The organism is Floridaenema flaviceps BLCC-F50, assembly GCF_041929275.2.
GTDB classification, from domain to species: domain Bacteria; phylum Cyanobacteriota; class Cyanobacteriia; order Cyanobacteriales; family Aerosakkonemataceae; genus Floridanema; species Floridanema flaviceps.
Genome location: NZ_JBHFNR020000001.1, coordinates 1,412,417 through 1,436,773 on the forward strand (window position 1 = coordinate 1,412,417; position 24,357 = coordinate 1,436,773).

At 39.7% G+C, this 24,357-nt stretch carries 19 protein-coding genes; 13 read left to right on the forward strand and 6 right to left on the reverse strand.

Annotation, left to right across the window (positions count from 1 at the left end):
* Window positions 1-276 precede the first annotated feature (276 nt).
* The 12 genes from ACE1CI_RS06735 to ACE1CI_RS06790 all read left to right on the forward strand — a co-directional run bounded on the left by ACE1CI_RS06735 (window position 277) and on the right by ACE1CI_RS06790 (window position 17,275).
* A complete protein-coding gene (locus ACE1CI_RS06735) occupies window positions 277-3,303 on the forward strand; it encodes a peptidase domain-containing ABC transporter (protein WP_413265408.1) in 3,027 nt (1,008 codons plus the stop codon).
* Between the two features lie 109 nt (window positions 3,304-3,412).
* Window positions 3,413-5,317: a beta-barrel domain-containing protein gene (locus tag ACE1CI_RS06740; protein ID WP_413265407.1), complete on the forward strand. Its 1,905-nt coding sequence runs from the start codon at window positions 3,413-3,415 to the stop codon at window positions 5,315-5,317.
* Between the two features lie 192 nt (window positions 5,318-5,509).
* Window positions 5,510-8,086 carry a hypothetical protein gene (locus ACE1CI_RS06745; RefSeq protein WP_413265406.1) on the forward strand — a complete coding sequence of 859 codons (2,577 nt, stop codon included), beginning with the start codon at window positions 5,510-5,512 and terminating at the stop codon, window positions 8,084-8,086.
* Between the two features lie 38 nt (window positions 8,087-8,124).
* Window positions 8,125-9,930 carry a hypothetical protein gene (locus ACE1CI_RS06750; RefSeq protein ID WP_413265405.1) on the forward strand — a complete coding sequence of 602 codons (1,806 nt, stop codon included), beginning with the start codon at window positions 8,125-8,127 and terminating at the stop codon, window positions 9,928-9,930.
* Window positions 9,931-10,153: 223 nt separating this feature from the next.
* Complete coding sequence (locus ACE1CI_RS06755; RefSeq protein ID WP_413265404.1) at window positions 10,154-10,276, forward strand: hypothetical protein; 123 nt, start codon at window positions 10,154-10,156, stop codon at window positions 10,274-10,276.
* Window positions 10,273-10,818 carry a dTDP-4-dehydrorhamnose 3,5-epimerase gene (rfbC, locus tag ACE1CI_RS06760; protein ID WP_413265403.1) on the forward strand — a complete coding sequence of 182 codons (546 nt, stop codon included), beginning with the start codon at window positions 10,273-10,275 and terminating at the stop codon, window positions 10,816-10,818. Before ACE1CI_RS06755 ends, rfbC begins: the two co-directional genes overlap by 4 nt.
* Complete coding sequence (gene rfbD, locus ACE1CI_RS06765) at window positions 10,815-11,693, forward strand: dTDP-4-dehydrorhamnose reductase (protein ID WP_413265402.1); 879 nt, start codon at window positions 10,815-10,817, stop codon at window positions 11,691-11,693. Before rfbC ends, rfbD begins: the two co-directional genes overlap by 4 nt.
* 3 nt (window positions 11,694-11,696) lie before the next feature.
* Window positions 11,697-12,773 carry a glucose-1-phosphate thymidylyltransferase gene (locus ACE1CI_RS06770; RefSeq protein WP_413265401.1) on the forward strand — a complete coding sequence of 359 codons (1,077 nt, stop codon included), beginning with the start codon at window positions 11,697-11,699 and terminating at the stop codon, window positions 12,771-12,773.
* Window positions 12,770-13,615, forward strand: a complete 846-nt coding sequence (locus tag ACE1CI_RS06775; RefSeq protein ID WP_413265400.1) for a glycosyltransferase family 2 protein — start codon at window positions 12,770-12,772, stop codon at window positions 13,613-13,615. The genes ACE1CI_RS06770 and ACE1CI_RS06775 overlap by 4 nt, the downstream gene beginning before the upstream one ends.
* A 37-nt stretch (window positions 13,616-13,652) precedes the next feature.
* The gene (locus tag ACE1CI_RS06780; RefSeq protein WP_459564084.1) at window positions 13,653-14,690 is read left to right on the forward strand and encodes a glycosyltransferase family 4 protein; all 1,038 of its coding nucleotides are present in this window, start codon (window positions 13,653-13,655) and stop codon (window positions 14,688-14,690) included.
* 60 nt (window positions 14,691-14,750) lie between these two features.
* A complete protein-coding gene (locus ACE1CI_RS06785) occupies window positions 14,751-15,131 on the forward strand; it encodes a hypothetical protein (RefSeq protein WP_413265398.1) in 381 nt (126 codons plus the stop codon).
* Window positions 15,132-15,136: 5 nt separating this feature from the next.
* On the forward strand, window positions 15,137-17,275 hold the full coding sequence (locus tag ACE1CI_RS06790; RefSeq protein ID WP_413265397.1) for a caspase, EACC1-associated type: 2,139 nt from the start codon (window positions 15,137-15,139) through the stop codon (window positions 17,273-17,275).
* A 245-nt stretch (window positions 17,276-17,520) separates the two neighbouring features.
* Here the strand turns inward: ACE1CI_RS06790 and ACE1CI_RS06795 are convergent, their stop codons facing one another.
* Window positions 17,521-17,922, reverse strand: a complete 402-nt coding sequence (locus ACE1CI_RS06795; RefSeq protein ID WP_413265396.1) for an endonuclease domain-containing protein — start codon at window positions 17,920-17,922, stop codon at window positions 17,521-17,523.
* 911 nt (window positions 17,923-18,833) lie between these two features.
* Here ACE1CI_RS06795 and ACE1CI_RS06800 point away from each other — a divergent pair.
* Window positions 18,834-19,910, forward strand: coding sequence for a formylglycine-generating enzyme family protein (locus tag ACE1CI_RS06800; RefSeq protein WP_413265395.1), 1,077 nt, complete (start codon window positions 18,834-18,836; stop codon window positions 19,908-19,910).
* A 19-nt stretch (window positions 19,911-19,929) separates the two neighbouring features.
* Here ACE1CI_RS06800 and ACE1CI_RS06805 read toward each other — a convergent pair whose 3' ends face one another.
* From ACE1CI_RS06805 to ACE1CI_RS06825, 5 genes are all read right to left on the reverse strand, one after another.
* Window positions 19,930-20,124 (reverse strand): hypothetical protein, encoded by a 195-nt coding sequence (locus ACE1CI_RS06805; RefSeq protein ID WP_413265394.1) that lies wholly within the window; start codon window positions 20,122-20,124, stop codon window positions 19,930-19,932.
* Window positions 20,121-20,789 (reverse strand): OmpA/MotB family protein, encoded by a 669-nt coding sequence (locus ACE1CI_RS06810; RefSeq protein ID WP_413265393.1) that lies wholly within the window; start codon window positions 20,787-20,789, stop codon window positions 20,121-20,123. The genes ACE1CI_RS06805 and ACE1CI_RS06810 overlap by 4 nt, the downstream gene beginning before the upstream one ends.
* A gap of 2 nt (window positions 20,790-20,791) precedes the next feature.
* Window positions 20,792-23,026, reverse strand: a complete 2,235-nt coding sequence (locus ACE1CI_RS06815; RefSeq protein ID WP_413265392.1) for a hypothetical protein — start codon at window positions 23,024-23,026, stop codon at window positions 20,792-20,794.
* A gap of 18 nt (window positions 23,027-23,044) precedes the next feature.
* Window positions 23,045-23,371, reverse strand: coding sequence for a hypothetical protein (locus ACE1CI_RS06820; RefSeq protein WP_413265391.1), 327 nt, complete (start codon window positions 23,369-23,371; stop codon window positions 23,045-23,047).
* A gap of 335 nt (window positions 23,372-23,706) precedes the next feature.
* The gene (locus ACE1CI_RS06825) at window positions 23,707-24,267 is read right to left on the reverse strand and encodes a Uma2 family endonuclease (RefSeq protein WP_413265390.1); all 561 of its coding nucleotides are present in this window, start codon (window positions 24,265-24,267) and stop codon (window positions 23,707-23,709) included.
* Window positions 24,268-24,357: the final 90 nt, after the last annotated feature.

A 24,357-nucleotide genomic window follows, 5' to 3' on the forward strand; every position in this document is an offset into this window, starting at 1 on the left:
AGGTGGGGGGATGGGGGGAAAGAACTGATGGGAAATTTATGCCGTGCTGCACTAGTTAGGCATAAAAGACTTGGGGACAAGGCTTCGACGTGAGCGAGATCCGAACGGAGACTCTTGAGACAAGGAGAAGTTGATTAACTCAAAACGCAAAAATTTCTTGCCGCCTTCTGCTTTCCTGAATAAAATATGCCGTTAGGCAAATAGACCCATGACCGCATAATATTAAGCAAAAAAACCCAATCAAAAATCTAAAACCGAAAATCTAAAATTCATACCATGACCCAAGCAGTTTCTCGATCGCAAATTCAAACATTTCTCGCCCAGACAGAACCGTTTAACCAACTGTCCCAAAGCGCCTTACAAAACCTATCAGCCGAATGCCAATTATTGCGGTATCGCATTGGGCAACCAATTATACAAAAAGAAGTATCACCTACTCAAGTAGCCATAGTTTACATGGGACAAGTGCGGGTGTTAGCCTACGACCAACGCACCCAAACCCCTGTTAGTTTGTACATGGCGGGGCCAGGGAAACTGTTAGGTTGGGCGGCACTAGTGCGAGGGGAAGGGTGTGAGACAGCGATCGCATCAGACGAAGTGATCTGCATCACCATTCCTAGCTCAGTATTTTCATCCTTCATCAATCAAGAACCAGTCCTGCGCCAAGCTTATCGCGAACAACCAAGCATCAGCGAAGTATTTGAACTCCTAAGTTTAGAATTACAACGTCGGGCGATAGCCACAGTAAACCTAAAAGAACTTACCGCAGAAGTTTTTCCCCACGCCAAAGTAGTCAACCTCGCCAACGGTCAAGCCACCTTGCCAGAGTTCGATCGCGAAATGTTGTGGATGGTTAGCAGTGGCATGATCGGCGCATTCTCCAACGGTAGCCGTTTTCCCATCCAGGAAGTAGGCAGTTGGGTACCCGTCAAAGGCAAACAAGGCGGTAGGTTATTGGGAGTACCCATTTCTGCATTACCACAGGCAGCAAAAATAGTACAAATAATAGAAGCAGCCACAGAAACAGAGACAAAGGAACAACCAACAGATTCCCACTCACCAGCTACAGGTCCCCAGTCACCCTACGATCAAATTCCCTACGCCTCGGAAACACCCGCCAAAACCGAACCAGTCATAGTCTCAGAACGTCCCTTTCAATTTTTTAAAGGACGTGGCCCAGTGGAAGCACCCTTAGCTTGCTTTAAAATGCTAGCTAAGTATTTGGGCGTGACTTTCCGGCGAGACATCATCCATAAAATAATTGATAACCAAAATAAAACCAAAGGCGGACTAACACTCCTTACCTGTGGTGGTATAGCCGAAATGATGGGCATTAGCGCCCAGTTAGTTCAAGTCCAAGCCGCCGCAGTTCCCCGGTTAAAAGCACCAGCATTGATTCAATGGCAAGATAGCTTTGCCGTACTCCACAAAATTAGTGAAAAAGAATTGGTGCTGGCAGTTCCCGAAGAAGGAATCCGCCGCCGCACACCCAGAGAATTTGCCGAAACTTGGGGCGCTGAAGGACAAGTACTGTTACTGCAACCCCGTCCCGAAGGACAAAGAGAAAAATTCAGTCTCCGCTGGTTTTTACCTGCGATTAAGAAACATAAAAAAGTTCTGATTGAAGTATTTATCGCTTCTTTCTTGGTACAGCTGTTTGCTTTGGCAAATCCTTTAGCCACTCAGGTAATTATTGACCAAGTAATTAAGGATCGCAGCGATAGCATTCTGCATAGCGTGGGGTTATTGCTGTTAGTCGTGGCAGTTTTTGAAGCGTTACTGACATATATCAGGACGACTTTATTTGTTGATACTACCAACCGAATTGATATAAGTTTGGGTTCAGAAGTAATTGACCATATGTTGAAATTACCTCTGCACTACTTTGATAACCGTCGGGTAGGGGAACTAGCCGGACGGGTAAACGAGTTGGAAAATATTCGACAATTTTTGACCGGGACAGCGTTAACTGTGGTGTTAGATGCGCTGTTCTCTGTGTTTTACATTGCCTTCATGTTGGTGTACAGCGTACCACTGACTTTGGTAGCTTTATCAACCATTCCGTTATTTGCCATTTTGACTTTAACAGTTGCACCGATCGTCCAACGTCAATTACGCACCAAAGCCGAACGCCACGCCGACACCCAATCATATTTAGTAGAAGTGCTCTCCGGGATTCAAACAGTTAAAGCCCAAACAATTGAGTTAAAATCTCGGTGGAATTGGCAAGAAAAATACGCCCGTTATGTGTCAGCAGGGTTTAAAACCGTATTAACTTTTAGTACCGCTAGTTCTCTGTCTGGCTTCTTTAATAAATTGTCTGGTTTATTGCTGTTGTGGGTAGGTGCTGCGATGGTAATTGCTAACCCACCGCAATTGACTTTAGGACAATTAATCGCTTTCCGCATCATTGCAGGGTATGTTACCAGTCCTTTGTTACGTTTAGTGCAGTTGTGGCAAAACTTCCAAGAAACAGCCTTGTCTATTGAACGACTCAGCGACATCTTGGATGCTCATCCCGAAGCGGATGAATCTAACACTACTAATATTGCCATGCCACCAATTCAAGGTAGTGTCACCTACGATAATTTGTCGTTCCGGTTTAATCCTAATGGCCCATTGCAACTGGTGAATGTTAATTTAGATTTTGCACCCGGAACTTTTGTGGGCATTGTGGGTCAAAGTGGTTCCGGTAAGAGTACTTTGATGAAATTGCTACAACGGCTGTATGAGCCAACTGCGGGCAGAATTCTCGTGGATGGTTACGATATTGCTAAAGTGGAGTTGTATTCCTTACGTCGTCAGATTGGGATGGTGTTACAGGATACGTTGTTATTTAATGGCACGATCCGGGAAAATATTAGTTTAACTAACCCAGAAGCAACGGACGAGGAAATTATCGAAGCCGCTAAAATTGCCGCCGCCCATGATTTTATTATGTCTTTGTCTAATGGGTATAACACGATCGTCGGGGAACGGGGTTCCTCGCTTTCCGGGGGACAAAGACAAAGGTTAGCTATAGCACGGACTGTGTTGCAAAACCCCAGAATGCTAATTCTGGACGAAGCTACCAGCGCCCTCGACTACCACTCGGAACGCTTAGTTTGTGAAAACTTAAAAACGGCATTTAAAGATCGCACAGTCTTCTTTATTACTCACCGCTTGAGTACTGTCAGAAGTGCAGATTTAATACTCATGATGGATCAAGGTGCAGTTGCTGAACAGGGAACTCACAAAGAACTGATGGCGCTGAAAGGACGTTACTATTGCCTCTACCAGCAACAGGAATCAGAAATAATGTAAGTTATTGCTCATTAGTCATTACGAAAAACTAATGACTAATGACAAGTAACAAATGACAATCAAAAAATCTAAATTTCAAAATTTAAAATTGACAAGGAGACAGTAGCAAATGAGCACTAAACAAACAACCGAACATCATGGCAATGGCAATGGTAATGGTAATGGGAATGGCAATGGGAATGGCAATGGGAATGGCAAGCATAATGGTGCTACTCAACTGAAAGAATTGGAGACAGTTTGGGAACCGAAAGCACAACCAATAATTAGAACTCCTTTACCTTTTCGCCCAGATGACCAACCTGTTATTTTAGAAAGACCATCTTGGTGGTCACACGCATTTGTGTGGATGATTATTGGTGTGACTGGTGCGGGTTTACTGTGGGCTGGTTTTGCACCGCTGGATCAAAGTGTGCCAGCACAGGGTAAGTTGGAAGCAGAGGGAGCAGCTAAAGAATTACGTGCGCCTAATGGTGGGGTAGTTAAAGAGATTAGATTTAAAGAAGGCGAGCGCGTCAAAGAAGGTGAAGTATTACTAGTACTGGACTCCATAGCACCCAAAGCCGACTTAGATGCCCTGACCAGACAACGGGAAATGTTGCTCCGGGAAAATCAGTTTTACAATGGACAATTTAATGGACAATTAGCTAGCTCGAATATCAGCAACGCTAGCCCCGAATTCCAAGAATTAATCAAGTCAAAAACAGCTTTAGTATCAGAAAATGAATACCTCACAGCATTGGCAAATGGCAGAGGTACACCCACACAAGCTAGCGGTGATGCGTTTTCCACTAACCAACAAGAACTTTTAGCAGCTAGTCGCGCTGAATCTCAATCTCGTGAGGAAGCAGCTAGATTGCAAATTCAAGGATTGCAAGCACAATTAGCTCAGGTGCAAACTCAATTGGATGCAGCGCAGTCACAAATTCCTAAGCTTAATGAGCAAATCCAAACTTCCAGAGAGCGGGTACAGGCGGCGCAAAGGCAATTAGCAACGGCTCAACAGCAGTTACCAGGTGCGGAAAATCGGGTGAGAAATGCCAAAGAGTTGTTGGCTTCAGATGAAGCATTAATGGAAAAGATTAGACCTGTTGTACAGTCGGGGGCTTTGTCGGATTTGCAAGGTAGACGGCAAATGCAACAGATATTAACTCGCAAAAATGAAGTAGTAAGTAGTGAAGCGGAAGTGCTATCACGCAAGGATCAAATTGCTAGCATTGCCGGGGAAATTGCCGAGCGACAAAATGAACTCACGCTGCGGGAAAGTGAATTATTGAAAATGGAGGCGGAAGCTAAGCGTTTGAGAGAAGAGCAACAACGCTTAAATGCAGAAATTGACAGAGCGAACAAACAATGGCAAAATGCTGTTGCTTTTTCCCAAAAAGATGTGCGGACAAAAATTGCTGACAACCAGAAACGAATTGCAGAAATTGATAGTCAGTTAGCTAGATTGCGCTTGGAAAATAAGAAAAAGCTAGATGAAATTGAAGCCCAAATTACTAAAGCGCATCAAGCTGTAGAATTCCAAGAAATTAAAGCACCTGTGAGTGGTGTAGTATTCAATTTGAAACCCACAGGCCCCGGATATGTGGTCAGACAAATTGACAACGAACCTGTGATGACAATTGTGCCCGATGATGACTTGGTGGCAAAAGTTTACCTCACAAACCGGGATATCGGACAGGTGGTTGATAGATTGACTAAGGAGAAAGATGGTTTAACAGTAGAGGTGAATGTGGAGTCTTTCCCATCTACTGAATTTGGTACTTTGCAAGGTAAATTGACTTCTGCTTCTCTGGGATCGGATGTTTTACCACCTACTCAAGAACGTCCTTTCTATTCATTCCCAGCCAAAATTCAGCTGACAAATCAAATGTTAAAAATTAATGGCAAGGAATTTCGCGTCCAGTCTGGGATGGCGGTGAATGCTAGCATTAAGGTGCGGAAGCGAACTTTACTGTCTATCTTTACCGAGTTGTTCCAAAAACAAGTTGATAATTTAGAAACTGTGCGTTAAGGGCGATCGGGGAGATGCGATCGCACAATCTCTGCCGCTGTATTTCTTTAGATTATTGAATTTAATCATCAGTGGACTAGAGTTAAACTTTGCTTTGCTGATGATTCTTTTTTTAGTTACAAGTTTGATTACCAGATTAGTTAACTATTTTAAGTGTAAAATGGTTAATTAATCGAATTAAGGTTGCTGAAAATGACAGAAAATCTCCGTAAGTATGGGAAGATATGGATGCTAGGGATATTTCCATTAGCATATTGTTTCCTAGCTTTTTTACCAATACCTCAAGGAATACAAATAGGGCTAGATCCATCCTGGCGATATGCTCTTAGTCGTGCATCAGAAGATGGACTGATTTTTGGACGAGATATCGTATTTACTTATGGTCGGTTAGGATATTTAATTACTGGTGCGGCGTTAGATTCAAACTTTTTTCATATACTATTTTTTCAAGTTTTAGTATACTTTGTCTTATGGGCTTTAGTAATTATAAAAATTTTTAAAGAACCCAGATTATTGGTAAAAATCCTAATCATTTCCAGCCTGTTATCTGCATATTTATTTTCATATATATTTATCCTCGATCCCAGCTATCAAATTTTATACATAATCATAATTATGCTGTCATTTTATGACAGTAAATCAATCAGACAGTGGTCTTGGGCATTAGGAATAGTTGCTAGTATTTGCCTGAGTATTAAGTTAAATTTAGGGGTAGTTGTAATAGGTTCTCTATTTTTCTGGCTTTTGGGGGATTTATGGTTAAGTATAAAAGAAAAAAGCCAAAATACAAATACTATATTATTAGCTTTTTTAGATTCAGCTTTAATAATGATTTCTGGACAATTTGTACTGGGAAATCCCAACTTTATAGACAGTATAAAAAAAATAGTAATTTGTCTGTTGCTCTCAGTAATTAGCGGTATATTTACTTGGTGGTGCGTTAAGATTGGCAGAAAAGATTTAGTAAAAACTCAGTCAGGCAAGCTAAAAAACATCATATTAAATCCCAAAATTGCAGGCTGGAGCATATTTTATCTAGTCTACAGTTTGGCGTTAATATTCATGTTATTTTATTTTTCTCATCCATTAATAGACTATTTGAAGGGGAGTTTAGAAATTTCTTCTGGCTACTCTGAAGCAATGACTGTAGTCGGCCCTTTAAAAAGGGAACTCATAATTGGAATTTCTGAATTTGTTTTAGTCTTGGCAGTTTTAGTTTTAATAGCCAGGGAAAATTCTTTAGTTTTTTCCCTTTGTCTAGCATTTATCCTCTGGATGACTTTCAAACATGGGTTTATTCGTCAGGATGGTCATACTCTTTTCTTAATAAGTTCTACGCCTCTGATAGTCGCTATATCTCTTACTAAAGCTAAAAAAATTAGTACTATCAGAAAAGGGGCTGTAGTCTACATATATCTGTTGTTCATTATGCTAATATATGGTTTCACTGCTGCACCATTTGACCATAAAGAATTTGCTCAAGGTACTAATAGGCTTGCGGAGTTGAATCCTTCGCAGGTAGTTGGTAAACTGTTAGCTTTCGCTAACTTAGGCAAACTGCGAGAAGAAGTTGATGCAAGAAATCAGGTTAATTTATCTAAAGTAAAACTACCAGAAAGTATAAGAAAGGTAGTAGAAAATCAAGAGATAGATATTATTCCTTGGGAAACATCTTTAGCAGAAGCTAACAAACTTAATTGGAAACCAAGACCTGTATTTCAGTCATATAGTGCTTATACGAAGTATCTTGATAACTTAAATTGGAATAGCTTATCAAGAAATCCTAGAGACTACATTTTTTATAATTTTGAAACTATTGATAAAAGGCATCCTTTTTTTGACGAACCGAAAACTTTTTTCTATGTTTTTTGTAATTACAAACCTGCGGATAATGTACCTCAATTGATAGATATGCCGGGGCTATCAAAATTGATAGTATTGAAAAAACTTAATTCCAGTAGGTGTTCCCCAAGTAGTCAAGCAAATAATTTGTCCGTTCGTTGGAATAGCGATCGGAAAATAGAAGTGGGTGATGGTCAGGTGGTTCGTTTAGCCGTTAATTTTAAATATTCTGTTTTTGGTAAAATATATAAGACTCTTTTTAGAAATCCACCTGTAACGATCGATGTAACTGATGAGAATGGGGGTAAGCGTAGTTATAGAATTGTGCCGGGAAATGCCCAAAATGGAATATTGATCGGTCACTTACCCAAAGATAGTAATGATGCTTTATTGTTTTTGAAAGGACAGCTACCTATTGCCATAACGTCAATCAAATTTACTACACTTAACTCTTTAGTGTATAAACCAGATATAGATCTAAGTTTTACTTCATATAATATTGCTGAGTATAAGCTAAAAAAAGCTAAGGATTTTCCAACTAATGTGTTTTTTGTGAATGACACTACTAAAGTGTATGGATTTATGGATAATCCATCTACAATAAAAACCAATTTGAGACTCAAGCGACGTACAAGTTTAGTAGCAAATGGATGGGCTATCCTGCCAGAGGGTTCGGCTCTCCCGACAAAGGTGCTACTATCTTATGGTAAAGAAAATACTTTTTTTGCTAGTGCGCCTGTAAATTTGCCCAGTCCTGATGTAGCTAAGGCTTTGAAGTCTAGTCGGTATAGTCAAGTTAGATGGAGTGTGAGATTTTCAGCCAAATCTCTGCCAATGGGAGAATCAGTCATCAAAGCTTGGGTGTATGATTCTCAAAAAAATCAGGTTTTTAAGTTGATCGGTGAGCCAAAAATAGTAGTAGAGTAGTGAGACAATTTGCTTTTAATTACTGGAAAGCTTTAGAGATGAATAAGCGTCCCCAAATCTGGTATTTGACAGGATTTATTTTGACAATCATCCCAGCTTTTTTAATAGCCCTATCAATTTATCAAAATAGAGTTAATATACCTTTTATGGATGATTGGGAGATTAGCTTATTGTTAGATAAAGTCTATCCTGAGTTCAGATTAACTTTTCAATATCTCATTTCCCAGCAAAATGAAGCTAGATATGCGTTTCCCAGATTTATTTTTATAGGGTTGGCTTATTTTAATAATTGGAATTGGGATATTAGACATCTAATGTGGGTGAGTTTAGTCCTAGCCTGCATAGTTTCAATTAACGTATTTCGCCTAATAAAATGGACAATAGGGGAAAGTTTAGTTAAGGTAATATTCCTGACGTTTCTCTGTAATTTGTTAATTTTTTCACCAGCACAATATGAAAATTGGTTATGGGGACATCAATTAATTGTATTCATGCCAATTGCTTGTATTACAACTTGTTTAGTAGCAATTTATTCAGGCATAAACAGGAAAGTTAAGTTAGTAATATGTCTGATTTTATGTACGGTTAGTACTTATTCTTTTGGTAATGGAATGTTGAGTTGGATACTTGTATTTCCGGCTTTGGCTATTTCAAAAAATTGGCGATCGCCAGATATTATTCCAGAAAAATGGTTGTATATTCCTTGGATTGCTACCTTTACAGCTAATATGGCTGTATATTTTTATAATTACCAAAAACCACCGGGGACACCTGGTATTAGTTATGGTCTGTTGCATCCAAATGAAGCATTACTATACTTACTTTCTTTTTTAGGTGCTCCTTTGGCTTGGGGAACAGTTAAATATAATGGGAACGTTGCAGTTTTAATTAGAAATAATATTTGGATAGGAACGATATTAATAATTTTATTGTTGGGAGTTTTTAGTTATTTTATTAAGCAGCGAAAAGATCCAACAGTAATTTATAGGATGACTGGTTGGCTAACAATTGGTTTTTACGTTGTAACTAGTGGATTAATTACTTCTTTAGGTAGGTCAGGTTTCGGGTTAGATACTTCTATTGCTTTTAGATACATGACTTTCTCTGTGTATCTTCCTTTGGCTTTAATCAATCTGGTTGCGATCGTTTATGATGATGCCAAAACAAAAGGGTTTTTGCTCTCAAAAAACCAAAGAATTGCTCAAGCCGGGATTTTCATATTATTAGCCGGGTTTTTATACTTTTACATTATTACTGCGGAACTTACAATTCCGCGAATGTATACGACTAGACTCGATCGCTTACAAGCCAAAGCCTGTTATATATTTCTCAATGTAGCACCAGAACAAAAGTGCATTAAAGAAAAAGTTTACCCCAATTTTGAAGGGCTAAAAAAGAGAGCTAAATTGGTTGAGTTTCTGGGAATAATAGATGCGAAATTTATTAATAGTAAGAGGATACAAGATATTAAGGGAACAGATAATGCGACTAATCAAGCTGGGGGATATGGGTGGTTTGAGCAAGTAAAAAAGGTAGAAAATAATAATTATTCTGCTGTAGGATGGGCAATTTTACCAGAGAAAAAAGAACCAGCAGATGCGGTAATTTTAAGTTATGAAAAAAGTCCGGGCGCAGACATAGTATTTGCTGTGTTTGATAAGAGGGTAGAAAGACCAGATGTGGTTAAAGCTGGGAAGACAAAAAACTATTTGATGTCTGGCTGGCAAAAAACTTTCCCAGCTAGTAGATTACCAAAAGGTCTGGTGAAAATAAATGCTTGGGCATTTGACACGGAAAAAGCCAAAGCTTATAAAGTAAGCGGTACTCATTTAGTAAAAAATTAACTAGGCTGAAAATCAAGATGGCAGTTAGCTTTAGTATTAATCTGGCTATCTTGACCAAGTTATTCCTAAATTAAGTCCAAAGCCAAATACTTAAATTCAGATATGTGGACGCTGTTGGTTTAATCGCTTCTTTAGGTAATCAGTTAGCATTAAAAAGTTTTTATGAAGATGGAAAGTTAGATATTGTCAAGGCGACAAGAAACCAAGTATACTTGATGGCTGGATGGGAAAAATCATTCCCATCCATGAATTACCAAAAGGCTTGGTAAATATTGAAGCTTCGGCTTTTAATGGTGAAACAGGAAAAGCTTTTCCTCTAGGTAGTCAACAAATTAACAATGTATGAAAACTACAGCTACTGAAATACCTGATGTATTGCTGATTGAACCCAAAGTTTTTGGAGATAGCCGGGGTTTTTTCTTTGAAAGTTTCAACCAGCAGGCTTTTTCCGAAAAAACGGGTGTAGAAGTTAATTTCGTCCAAGATAATCACTCACGTTCTAGTAAAAATGTGCTGCGGGGTTTGCATTATCAAATTGAACAAGCACAGGGAAAATTAGTGCGGGTAGTGTCGGGCGAAATTTTTGATGTGGCGGTGGATGTGAGAAAAAATTCGCCGACTTTTGGGCAATGGGTGGGTTATTTGTTAAGTGCGGAAAACAAGCAGCAGTTGTGGATTCCGGCTGGTTTTGCACATGGTTTTCTGGTAGTCTCAGAAACAGCGGAAGTTTTATACAAAGCTACGGATTATTATGCACCACAACATGAAAGGTCTATTTTATGGAACGATCCAGATTTAGCGATCGCATGGCCTTTAGACTCCGAACCGATTTTATCTGCAAAAGACATAGCTGGCAAACCCTTTAAAGACGCAGAAGTATACCAATGAAACGCATTTTAGTTACTGGAGTTAACGGTCAATTAGGGCAAGAATTAAGCGGTGTTCTTCCCACTATTGGCGAAGTTATCGGAGTCGGAAGGGCAGAGTTAGATTTAACTCAACCAGAGGCGATTCGTCAGGTAATTAATGAAGCGAAACCTGATGTAATAGTGAATTCTGCGGCATACACCGCTGTTGATAAAGCGGAAAGTGAACCAGAATTAGCGAATGCGATTAATGCGATCGCACCTGGTATCATAGCCCAAGAGTGTGAAAAGTTAGCAATTCCCTTAATTCACGTTTCCACCGATTACGTTTTTGATGGTAGCAAAGGTTCGCCTTATCAGGACACAGACCCCACCAATCCCTTGAGTGTTTATGGGAAAACTAAACTCGCTGGGGAAATCGCCATTCAAAAGGGTTGCCAAAATTATATTATTGTGCGAACTGCTTGGGTTTATGGCGTAGGTGGCAAAGGGAACTTTGTCAAAACTATGTTGAGATTGGGGAAAGATAGACCAGAAATTCGGGTAGTTGCAGATCAAATTGGTAGTCCAACTTATACGTTAGATTTAGCCAATGCAATCACTCAATTAATTACCTTATATCAGCCCGAAATTGCCGGAATTTATAGCTACACAAATAGTGGCGTTGCTAGTTGGTATGACTTTGCAGTTGCTATATTTGAAGAAGCTAAACTATTAGGATGGGATTTGCAAATTGGGCGAGTAATTCCGATTACTACACCTGAATATCCCACTCCCGCGACTCGCCCTGCATATTCGGTGCTTGCTGGCGAGAAAATATCAAAAGTGTTGGGAACTTTTGCCCCTCACTGGCGGCAAGGATTGAGAAAAATGTTAACTGAACTATACGCTCAATAAATTATGAAAGCACTAATTCTGTCCGGTGGTAAAGGAACAAGACTTAGACCTTTGACTTACACAGGTGCAAAACAGCTTGTTCCAGTAGCAAATAAACCAATTCTTTGGTATGGAATTGAAGGAATCGTAGCAGCAGGAATTACAGATATTGGGATTATTATTAGCCCGGAAACTGGGGAAGAGGTAAAAGCGAAAACGGGAAATGGCGATCGCTTTGGTGCTAACATTACTTATATTTTACAAGAGCAACCTGCTGGGTTAGCTCACGCGGTAAAAATCGCCCAGCCATTTTTAGGAGATTCACCCTTTATTATGTATTTGGGTGACAACTTAATTCAAAGTGAGTTAAATCTGTTTCTCGATCGGTTTAAAGATAAACAAACAGATGCTTTAATTTTGTTAAGACAAGTTCCCAATCCCACCGCTTTTGGGGTGGCACAAGTTGATGAAAATGGGCGAGTTCTGCATTTAGTAGAAAAGCCGAAAGTTCCACCATCTAATTTAGCGTTGGTGGGAATTTACTTTTTTGCTAAGACTATACATGATGCGATCGCAAATATTCAACCCTCGGCGCGTGGCGAATTAGAAATTACCGATGCCATTCAATACTTAATTACCCAACAAAAACAAGTTGAAGCTTGTCAACTAGAAGGTTGGTGGTTAGATACCGGGAAAAAAGACGATTTACTCGAAGCAAATCGGATTATTCTGGATACAACTTGCCTGAGTGCATCTATTTTGGGTGAAGTAGATGAGAAAAGTCAAGTAACTGGTAGAGTGCAAATTGGCGCTGGGACTAAATTAGTTAATTGTACAGTTCGGGGGCCTGTTGTAATCGGTGAGAATTGTTATTTAGAACATTGTTTTGTTGGCCCTTACAGCAGCATTGGCAACAATGTGAAACTAGTCGATGTAGAAATCGACCATAGTGTAATTTTACAGGGGGCAAAAGTAGTAGAAATTCATCAGCGAATTGTTGATAGTGTAATTGGACAGCGAGTGCAATTAGTTGCTGCACCCCAACGTCCAAAAGCCTTAAGATTTATGATCGGTGATGACAGTCAAATTGAGTTAACGTGATCTACCTTTTGGTAATTAACTATTATTCCAACCAGTTAATTGCCAAGTTAATTAACTCAATTTCTCCTAACCAAGCTGTTGACTACCAAATTATAATTGTCAACAATTCTCCAGATGAACAATCTATTCAGGATTTAAAAACTGACAAAGTTGTGATTCTGGAATCAGGAGAAAATCTGGGTTTTGGGAAAGCGTGTAACTTAGGATTAAACTGGATTTATCAGCAAAATCAAAAAGCGATCGTTTGGCTGATAAATCCAGATGCTTATTTATTACCCGAAGCATTAGAAAAAGTTCCAGCACTTTTCCAAAACCATCCCGAACTTTCGATTTTGGGTACAATTATTTACACCACAACAGGCGAAATTTGGTTCGCTGGCGGTGAATTTATCCCTAAGAATGGCGCAATTATTCCTAAAACAATTGACAACCAAAATTCAAACTTTGCGTATTTAAAAACTGATTGGATTAGCGGTTGTAGCTTATTAATTAATCTCCAAAAATTTCCTGTTTGTCCGCAATTCGATCCAGAATATTTTTTATATTACGAAGACTTTGATTTTTGCCAACGCTATGCTAAAGAAGGACATTTGATTGCCATCACTAATCAAATTGGTGTAGTTCATCAACCTTCAACGATTACCGGGAAAAATGCGTTTTTAAAATTTCAACATAGTACTTACAGCTATTTGCTGACTCTCGAAAGATATACAAGTAAAATTGTCCTATTATTAAGATTGGTTCGTTTGTTTTTAAATGCGATATACTTAATTCCACTCAAACCAAAAATCGCCTTGGGAAAATTTGGGGGAATATCGCTTTATTTAAGGAGAGTGTTTTAACTTGGTAAACGAACTACTAATAAACTTATCATTTTTAATGGCTAAACCAACGGGGATTAGTACCTACGCTTTTAATCTTTTTCCCCATTTAAAACCCCTCAATCCGACTTTGTTATCTAGCCGAGTTATTCCAGATTTTAACTGTTATCCAGTACCGTCGAACTTAACACCGGAACAAGGAACCAAAGGTAACTTTTCCCGGATTTTGTGGACGGAATTTCAACTGCCGAAAATTTATCAAAAACTGCAAGCTAAACTGTTATTTTCGCCTTTACCAGAAGCACCAATTTATGCTGGTTGTCGATATGTTGTGACAGTTCATGATTTAATTCCCTTGCGATTTCCCAAGGGATTTTCGCCTTTAACTAATTACTATCGTTATTTTTTACCTTCGGTATTACAACAAGCACAACATATTCTTTGTGATTCGGTTTCCACTGCTAACGATGTAATGAAATTTTACCGCATTCCCGAACGGAAAGTTACACCTGTTTTGTTAGCTTATAATGAAACGCACTTTCGATTTTTGGATTTGCCAAAGCGCAATTACTTTTTATATATTGGTAGACATGACCCTTATAAAAATATCGATCGATTAATTACAGCTTTTGCTAACTTACCTAATAAAAGTGACTATGAATTGTGGATAGCTGGTTCTTTTGATTCACGCTTTACTCCGACATTGAAAGCAGCAGTAAGCCAGTTAGGAATCAGTAATCAAGTCAAGTTTTTAGAATATGTTTCTTATATTGAATTACCGACAATAATTAATCAAGCAATTGCCTTAGTTTTTCCTAGCCTTTGGGAAGGTTTTGGACTTCCGGTATTAGAAGCAATGGCTTGTGGAACTCCGGTAATTACTTCCAACGTTTCCTCTTTACCTGAAGCAGCAGGGGATGCGGCGATTTTAGTTAATCCTTATAATGTGGGAGAAATTACGGAAGCAATGCAATGTTTGGCGAATGATGAAACTTTGCGGATGCGTTTGCGGGAAGCTGGTTTTGGGAGATGCAAGTTATTTAGTTGGGAGAAAACGGGAGAAGCTACGGCGGCGGTGTTACGAAGATTTCTTTAAAATTTTCCCATGAGCATAGAAGTTGAGTAAAATTGACGATAAATACTATTAAATATGTACATGAGTAGCCAATCTAATATTGAAATTACCATTTCCCTGGTAGATGCTAGTTTAAGTGACGAGGAGTTACAAGAGGAAGTAGAGAATTTGCTCCCACAGCTTGAAAAAGTGGATGGTGTTGAACAAGTTAATTTGGTGCCAGTTGAAGAAGCGCCACCAAACTCAAAAGCTTTAGGTGGCTACCTTTTAGGAACGCTCAAAACTTTAGTCGATGTGGCAAGAGTGAAGCCTTTGTTTGACTTTCTCTCTGGGATGGTGCGTTCTAAAACTATTGAAACAACTGTCAAAAAACCAGATGGTACAGAACTTACCATCAAAGTCAGCAGTCGAGAAGATTTTGATTTTGCCTATCAAAAAGCCCAGGAATTCCTTAAAGGCTAGACTGCATGGCTAAGATAGCGTTGCTGATTGGGGTTAGTGAATACGAACCGGGATTAAACCCTTTGCCTGCGGCTGTTAAAGATGTGGAGGCGATGAGGCGTGTTTTGGCAGATTCGGAAAAGGGTGATTTTACAGAAATTCAGGTGTTAGAAAATCCCAAGAAGCGAGAGATAGAGTATGCCATCTATAAACTATTTGCCAATCGCCAAAAGCATGACTTACTGCTATTTTACTTTTCTGGGCATGGTGTTATGGATGAAAAATACAAGTTTTACCTGTCAACCCGTGAAACCCTTAAAGAGAATGGAACATTGGTTAAGCCATCAGTACTTCCGGCGAGTTTTCTGCACGAAAGCATGAACGAGAGTAAATCTGAGAGACAGGTGATTATTCTTGATTGTTGCTTTAGTGGGGCAATTGCTAAAGGGTTAACCGTGAAAGATGACGGCGCGGTGAATTTGGAGGAACAGCTAGGCGGTAAGGGACGGGCAATTCTCACTTCTTCCAGTTCTACTCAATATTCCTTTGAGCAAGAGGGTTCAGAACTTTCGATTTACACTCGCTATTTAGTAGAAGGAATTGACAAAGGTGCGGCTGACTTGGATGGCGACGGTTGGATTTCTGCTGATGAGTTACATGAGTATGCCAGCAGCAAGGTGACAGAAGCGGCTCCAGCTATGACTCCTAAGTTTTACCCAGTGGAGGAAGGGTACAAAATTCTGCTGGCGAAGTCGCCCAAGGATGACCCGAAGCTAAAGTATCGTAAGGAAGTGGAACGATTTGCTAAACGGGGAGAGGGTAAGTTTTCTGTCTTTGCGCGAAGGCTGCTAAATGCCAAGCGGTTTGAGTGGCGGCTTTCAGAGGAAGAAGTAAAGGCAATTGAAGAAGAGGTTTTGCAACCATTTCGGGAGTATGAACGCAAGTTACATGAGTATGAACAGTGTTTAATTGAGGCAGTCAATGAAGAGTATCCGTTTAGTGAGTCTACGGAAGCTGACTTGAAGGAATACCAAACATATTTGGCATTGCGGGATGAGGATATTGCTGCTATTGAAGTAAGGGTCATCGCCCCCAGACAAGCACTATTTTCCCAGCCAAAGCCAGAGTACCGAGAAGGGTCAGATAATTTCAGTACTGTAATCCGGGATGATTTCGGTACTGTAATCCGGGGGCGTGGTAGAGGGAAAGACATACTGAGAGATTGTGAAATTGATTGCTCTTCCTCAAGCGTCTATTTACAGCCGACTTTTCCAACTCAGCGTTTTGATTTTGAGATGGCAACTATTTCTGTTGTCAAAAAAGGTAAAGAACTCACTCACAAAATCAAACGCAGTCGTAAACAAGCAGAATTTTTTTCTGAAGACTTTGGGAATGGGGTAATTTTGGAAATGGTTGCGATTCCTGGTGGCACATTCCTGATGGGTTCACCAACTGATGAGCCAGAATCGTTAGATGATGAAAAGCCACAGCATTCTGTGACTATCAAACCCTTTTTTATAGGTAAGTTTCAGGTTACACAAGCTCAATGGCAAACAGTCGCAGGTTTTCCCAAAGTCAAAATTGATCTCAATCGTGAGCCATCTAATTTCAAAGGTGCAAATCGTCCGGTAGAGCAAGTGTCCTGGTATGAGGCGGTGGAGTTTTGTGAACGACTGTCTCAGAAAACCGGGCGAAATTATCGGTTGCCGAGTGAGGCGGAGTGGGAATATGCCTGTCGTGCGGGAACTACAACACCTTTTCATTTTGGCGAAACGATTACAACCGATTTAGCCAATTACTGTGGTGAAGATAGGACAATTGACGGAAAACTGTATCGAGGGTCTTATGATAATGGCCCTAAAGGAATTTATCGAGAACAAACTACAGAAGTAGGCAGTTTTCCTGCTAATGCTTTTGGGCTTTACGATATGCACGGCAATGTTTGGGAATGGTGTGCTGACCATTGGCATCGAAATTATGAAGGCGCACCTACCGATAGGAGTATATGGTTATCTAGTGATGAAAGCTCAATAAGGCGGCTGCGCGGTGGTTCTTGGTTCGTCAATCCTGTACTTTGCCGTTCGGCGGTTCGCAACAACAACATTCCGGGCAACAATAACGACAATATCGGTTTTCGAGTTGTCTGTGGTGCTGCGTGGACTTAGAGCCTCTTTATACTTTTACCCTTTTGCCCTTTTCCCTCTTTTCTTTTCCCTGCGCGAAGCGCTTTAAAAATTTTTTTAAATATAAAACCTTTTAGGCACAAGTTTACGATCGCCCTAAATCCCCCTTAAAAAGGGGGACTTTGAAGCTGATTTGAATCTTGAATCCGGTTCCCCCCTTGTTAAGGGGGGTTAGGGGGGATCTAATCTCTGGCAAAAAATCAGAGAATTTGAATATATTTCCCCCCTTAATAAGGGGGGTTAGGGGGGATCAAACCCTCGATTTCCTCACACACCGCCTCAAAATTATTCAACACCTGATCGTTGGTAAATCTCACCACTTTCAACCCATATCCTTGTAAAATTTGTGTTCTTTCTCGGTCATATTCCTGACCTTCATCAGTAAAATGGCTTTCTCCATCAACTTCAATTACTAACTTCAATGCAGCGCAGTAGAAATCAACTATGAAGTTATCAATTGGTCGCTGACGTAAAACTCGAAATTTAAAGGTTCTGAGGTAATTTTGCCAAAGCTTTTTTTCTGCGGGTGTTGAGTTTTTACGAAGTTCTTTTGCTCTTGCTATTAGTTGAGGGTTGTAGGGTAGGTGAAATTCGGTGGTATTGAGGTTTTGGTGATGTGATGATGGCATTTGATCCCCCCTAACCCCCCTTATTAAGGGGGGGACAGGTATTAGTTTTATTCCGGTTTTGGTGATGTGATGATGGCATTTGATCCCCCCTAACCCCCCTTAACAAGGGGGGAACAGGTATTAGTTTTATTCCGGTTTTGCTGATGTGATGATGGCATTTGATCCCCCCTAACCCCCCTTATTAAGGGGGGGACAGGTATTAGTTTGATTCCGGTTTTGGTGATGTGATGATGGCATTTGATCCCCCCTAGCCCCCCTTAACAAGGGGGGGACAGGAATTTTTATTTACAAGTTATTGTACCCCAAACGGATGCACGGCAATGTTTACAGAAAAGGGTAAAACTATAGAAAAAAATATCCAGATAGTAAAAGAAGCTATTCGGCAGCGAGTGAAGGGAGAAAATTTGTTGCCTTAGAAGCTGGAGGATGGGCGGGTTATTGAAGTTATTAGGTGGGAAATTGGTTTGGGGAAGTCGATCGCACCTCCCCACCAAGGAAACATAGGCTGTGCGATCGCGCTTAAAAAACCCGCTTTTACTGCACCAGATGCTTAAAGTGTCGCTGAAAAATTAGAATAACAAAGTACCTACAAATTTTTACTTGTCTTTTCCGCTAACCTTCACAAAAGAACTGCAAAATATATCTACTGGCTGAATACAGTATCTACCTATAGCCTGGAGACAAATCTAGGAGATGAAATGTTAATTTAAGTAAAGATGTTCCTTATATATACGGAATCGGATACTGAGTTTATGAATAAAGCATTAGAGGTAAAAGTACTAAATTAAAGAACACCCGAAGAAGAATATTTAAAAGCTCAGATGGTAAAGAAATTGCCATCAATTTCAGCATCGCCAGTATTTTGAGTTCACCTGTCAGAAAGCGGAATCATTTATTAGGGGTTCAGCAGCATGGATAACAGAAAAATAGCATCAGTGATTCAAATTAGAGAATACGAATCGGAATTCAAACCTTTTGAGGAACGAGTGCTCGATCCGAAAAAAGCAGAATATGAATTACGACACCGAGAAGATGAACGATTGAAGCAACAACAGGTAAAAAAATCGCAGACAGCTAACTTTTCCTTAACTCCTAAATCAGAGGCGACAGGAGAAAAAGAAAGCTTTGAATTTGAAACTGTAACTATCATCAACAAGAGAAATTTTCGCTGGATTGGATTAGGTGAAGAAATCACTCAACAGATCAAACGCAGTCGTCAACAAGCAGAGTTTTTTACTGAAGACTTGGACAATGAGGAAATTCTGGAAATGGTTGCCATTCCTGAAGGCACATTCCTCATGGGTTCACCAAATGATGAACGGAAATCATTAGAGAGTGAAAAGCCACAGCATTTAGTGAGAATCAAACCCTTTTTTATGGGTAAGTTTCCGGTGACACAAGCACAATGGCGCACAGTTGCAGGTTTTCCCAAAGTCAAAATTGACCTCAATCCTGACCCATCTAAATTTAAAGGTGCAAATCTTCCGGTAGAGTTAGTGTCTTGGTATGAGGCGGTGGAGTTTTGTGCGCGACTGTCCCAGAAAACCGGGCGAAATTATCGTTTACCTAGTGAGGCAGAGTGGGAATATGCTTGTCGTGCGGGAAGTACAACGCCGTTTCATTTTGGCGACAGCATCAGCCCTGATTTAGCAAATTATAATGGCAACCAAACTTACGCTCATAGTCGCAAGGGAATTTATCGAGAGCAAACTACAGAAGTTGGTAGTTTTCCGGCAAATGCTTTTGGACTTTACGATATGCACGGCAATGTGTGGGAATGGTGTGCTGACCATTGGCAGGAAAATTATGGAGGTGCGCCTATTGATGGCAGTGCATGGTTATCTAGGGATGAAAGCTCAAGAAGGGTGCTGCGCGGTGGTTCCTGGCTCAATGCTCCTGACCGCTGTCGATCGACTTATCGCTTCCTCAACCAGCCTAGTGTGCGTAACGGTTCGATCGGTTTTCGGGTCGTATGTGCTGGGGCGTGAATTTAAAGTTTTTGTGTAGCTAAATGATAATATTCAGGGTCAGAATTTTGCTTCGCGTTCCAGCCTGTTTATTTGCGATCGCCAAAATATCCGCCAACTTATGTAATTCAGAATAATTACTTGACTCATTTAATTGATTGACAATTTTAGCCAATTTAGTCGGCTGTTGCTCAGATAATTCTGGTAAATGTAAGGTTTTAAATTGAATTTTCATGGTTTTTGTTCGGGTAAAGACTGGTTTTTTTGATACCATTCAGAGAAGTTTTCGCCGCGAAATTGGAAGCGGAAAATTACTTTGCGATCGTTCGGCTCATCTTGTTCTTGTTTGGCTTCCATTTCCCCGCGTCCTGCCGCCATAATTTTTGTCCTCAATTCCGATTTTGTGGAAAAATCAAGCTCATTGGAAAAGATGAATTTAGCTACGGAAAGCGATCGTAATAAGCTCAATTGCAAATTGCTATTATAATCTCCTTTCGAGCTAGTATGCCCTTCAATAACCACTCTCGCAATCTCTTTTTCAAAGTCTTTTTTAGAAAAAATGACGCGACTGTAAACTGGAATAAATTGTTGCAAAAATATCTTACCTGCGGGCTTTAATTCAGCACTATTTTCATCAAAAAGAATCTTATCTTGAATGCTGACCTCACCCGTTTCCGGGTTAACTTCTACATTAATGTTATTACCTTTCATCTCTTCAACTACAGTACCAATTACAACACGACGCGGTTCTTCTCGGTCTTTTAGTTGAACGAGAACTGTCACGAATAGAAGGGCAAAAATCATCAGTAGCCCTGACATTAAATCGCCAATTGATAGCAAAACGCTCGATTCTTCTTCCTCTAGATCTTGTTGCTGTTGTAAGTCAGTGAAATTAAACATAGTTAATGTTCGCCATTGTTAATTTTGCGAGTGTTTTCAGCAGCTACTAGATAGTTAGCAGCCTGTAATAATTGCTGACATACTTTTTCCGTTGCTGCATCTGCTTTGGTGAAGAAAGTAGTTTCAAAATTAGATTTTTCTTGGAAATAATTCAATATTTCTTTATTCCAACTTGTTAAAGCTTGATTGAACTCGTCAGTTAAATTTTTATACTCTTTCTCTACGCGAGATGCTTCACCGCCTATAGTTCTAGCTAACTCTTGAAGTTGTGCTAATCTCTCACTTGAACTCAATCCAATTGTGTTAGCTAAATTGCTGACAACTTTAGTAGTTTCTTGAATTTCTTGGAAAAAAGCTGTACGTCGATGGTATTCTTCTTCAAAAACTCCCTTAAAGTTTTCCACTACATTCGCTAATCCTTGGCGTTGTTCGCCTAATGTTCCTTCTAACAATTGGTTTTGCTGGATAAAGAATTCTTGCAAAGCAGCTTGATAGTTTATGCGGAAATTCTCTAACTCTCCTTGCACAGTTAGGCGGGTATTTTGGAGAACAGTATCGATATTACTGAGAGTAGCATTTAAGTTTTCTCTGGCTTGATTCATCTGTTGAGAAGCTGCGTTTCCAACTAAACTTAAATTGGTAGCTTGGCGATCAAAAATTTCCAGAGAACGGTTTTGAAATTCTTGAATTAACTCCCGTTCTATTTGTGCTTGAGTTTGCAGAGATTGTTCTAGTTCTTCCCGAATGCCGATAAAAGTGTTAACACTTTGTTTGGCAATTTTAGTTAGGGCATCACGTTGTACCTGCATTGCCTGGGAAGTTTGCTCGCCTAATTGTTGCAGGTTGTTATTCTGTTCAGCAAAAATTTCATTAATGTAGGTTTGAAATTGTTGAATAGACTGCTGTTGAATTTCTGCTTGAGTGTGCAGAGATTTTTCTAATTCTTCACGAATGCCGACGAAAGTATCAGCCGCTTTTTCGGCGCTAACTTCAAAGGCAGTTCGCTGATTTTGCATGGCTACAATACTTTCATCTACAGCACTTTTAACTTCGATCGCTACTTGTTGCAGGACGTTTTTAGTATCTGTTCGGAAATCACCTAAAATTCTTTCTAAATTGGTAGCGAACTGCTGAAGTTTGCCCAGAGTTTCTGCTTGAAATTGTTCAATGGTAGCGATCGATCCTGATAAACTCCGAGAAATGCCCCCCAATTCATTTTTCAGATCCATAACAGCCTCGGAAGCTTGTTTGGTAAGATTGGCACTATTACTTAATTCGCTAATAATTGGTTTAATTAACTGTTCGCGTTGTTCGGCGATTAAATTTTTCAATATTTCTTGCCCTTGCTCAGCCTTTATTTCTCGTAATGCTGACAGTTCAACTCGAATCTCTTGAAATACTGGGTTGATTACATTTCCTAATTCTTGTCCGATTGATTGCGGATTTAATTGGCGCTGAATTTCGAGCAATTCTGCAAATTTTGTTCCCATCGTTTCCGCAGCGTTGGCGAGTGCTTGAGAAGCTTTTAAATTGGCTTCAGGATTAATTCTTTCAAGCAATCGCATCGGTGTTTCTAATATTGTAATTGCGTCTAACTGTTTTTTTAGGCGATCGCGATATTTCTTTCTTACCCACTCCAAACAAGCTAAAACTAATGTAAAAAGACTTGAAGAACCCAATCCAACTAGTGAGGTAGAAAAAGCTGTTTTCATTCCTTCCAGCAATTGAACGCTTGACTTGAGTAAGTGTCCGCTATTTGCCCCAATATCACTTAAGGAAATGCCGCTTAATCCTACTTGAATTCCGTAAAAAGTTCCCAAAACTCCGAGCGCAATCAGTATGCTTTGGATGAAGCGCAAAGAACTGCGAGGCACTGGCTTTTCGAGAATTACCGGATACTGTAAAAGCATGAAGTATCCAGACTGTAATTGCGCTTGAAAAGTATCGTTTAATTCGCTTCCGGCTAGATGTTTGTTCAACCAGTTAAATATTTTTATTCGACTATCTTTAGGGAGATTTTTATAATCCAACCTAAATGTTTCTCTGCCGATTTCTGTTACACCTTTTCGGCTTTGTGATAAGTATGCGATCGCCTCACTTGTAGTGCTATTTTTTAATTTATTGATGTACATTAATGTAGAGTACAACTCAAGTAAGCAAGCTAAGATCAACAGCAACAAAGTTACCCAATGGAATAAACTGTTCTGCCAAATTATTCCTAAAAAGTCATTAATCATAATTTGTTCCTTTGTGTATTACGCTTTTACCAACTGCTTAAACTCTTCATCAGATAGCATTTCTTGAGCTACTCGCACTGGCAAATGTTCGGCATTCCATCGGTTGCCTATAGGTTGCCGAAGGCATAAACTGTAAAGTGCTTCTTCACTTTCGGTTACTGTGTCTAATTCCAAATAAACTCGAGCTGGTGCATATTTGCGGAGGAGCCGCAATTGCAAGCGGTTTTTTAAGTCTTTGAGGGAATTACCCAGAGTAGGAGATAATTCCGCTGATACTTTCCAGGCTTGATTAATTGCAGCAATTTCTTGGACTAAATCCTCGAAATTTGGAGTTAAACTTTCCATATTTTGCTATTTGATATTAGTGATATTTTTTGGCAGATATTGATAGATAATCTCTGCTTACGGTTTGGCGGCTATACTAACAGAGAACAGTCAAAGAATGTTATTTATTACCATCTGCACTTTATTATTATTTTATTTTTTATGTCTTTTCGCATCAGTGTTACTACTTAAATTAGTTTATTTTGAAACAGAATAAACTTGTTTTAATATTCTACCCTGCCACCTGCCGTCCGGCGGCTTCAATAGGTGTGTAATCTCTGACTCGGAACGCAATAAAGTAATTAATGTAGAGACGTTGTATACAACGTCTCTACTCTACAAATTTAAAATTATATTTATCCCAATACTTCATCTACACTTATAATCATCTCAGGAAAAGCGAGTATAGATAAATTTTCTCCCCGCACAAACCTCTGCACATTCTGATAACCATTTGCTGAAGGTTCCCGATAAACCTCAATACATTGCTCGTTAATATCCACTAACCAAACTTCAATAATTCCGTTTTCGGCATAAAGGGGAATTTTGATTTGGCGATCGCTTTCCACCGTTGTATCTGCCACTTCCACTAATAATAGAATATCCCGTGCTTTTGGATGCCCTGACTCATAAAAATCAGCTTTTCGTCGCAATAATGATATATCCGGTTGTGGTTCCGAAGTATCATTTAATTCTACTGGATTTTGGACTCCTACTGTTACCAACTGTGCCAAACGTAAAATAAATAACTCATTTAAACGATTGACATGGGCGGAATGTCTTCTATTAATTGGTGTCATTTCAACAATCTCTCCTCGAATCAATTCTACTCTGTCAATTTCTGTCAAAATACCAGCTTCAATCATTTGATGATACTGGTTTACTGTAAATTTTCGCCTCAGTAATTGCACAGACATTGCTACCTCCAAATATTTCCGTTATTTCAGATTTTGCTCCACAAAGGAGGTAGAACCTCCCAGACCTTGTTCCCAGGTTCAACCTGGGAA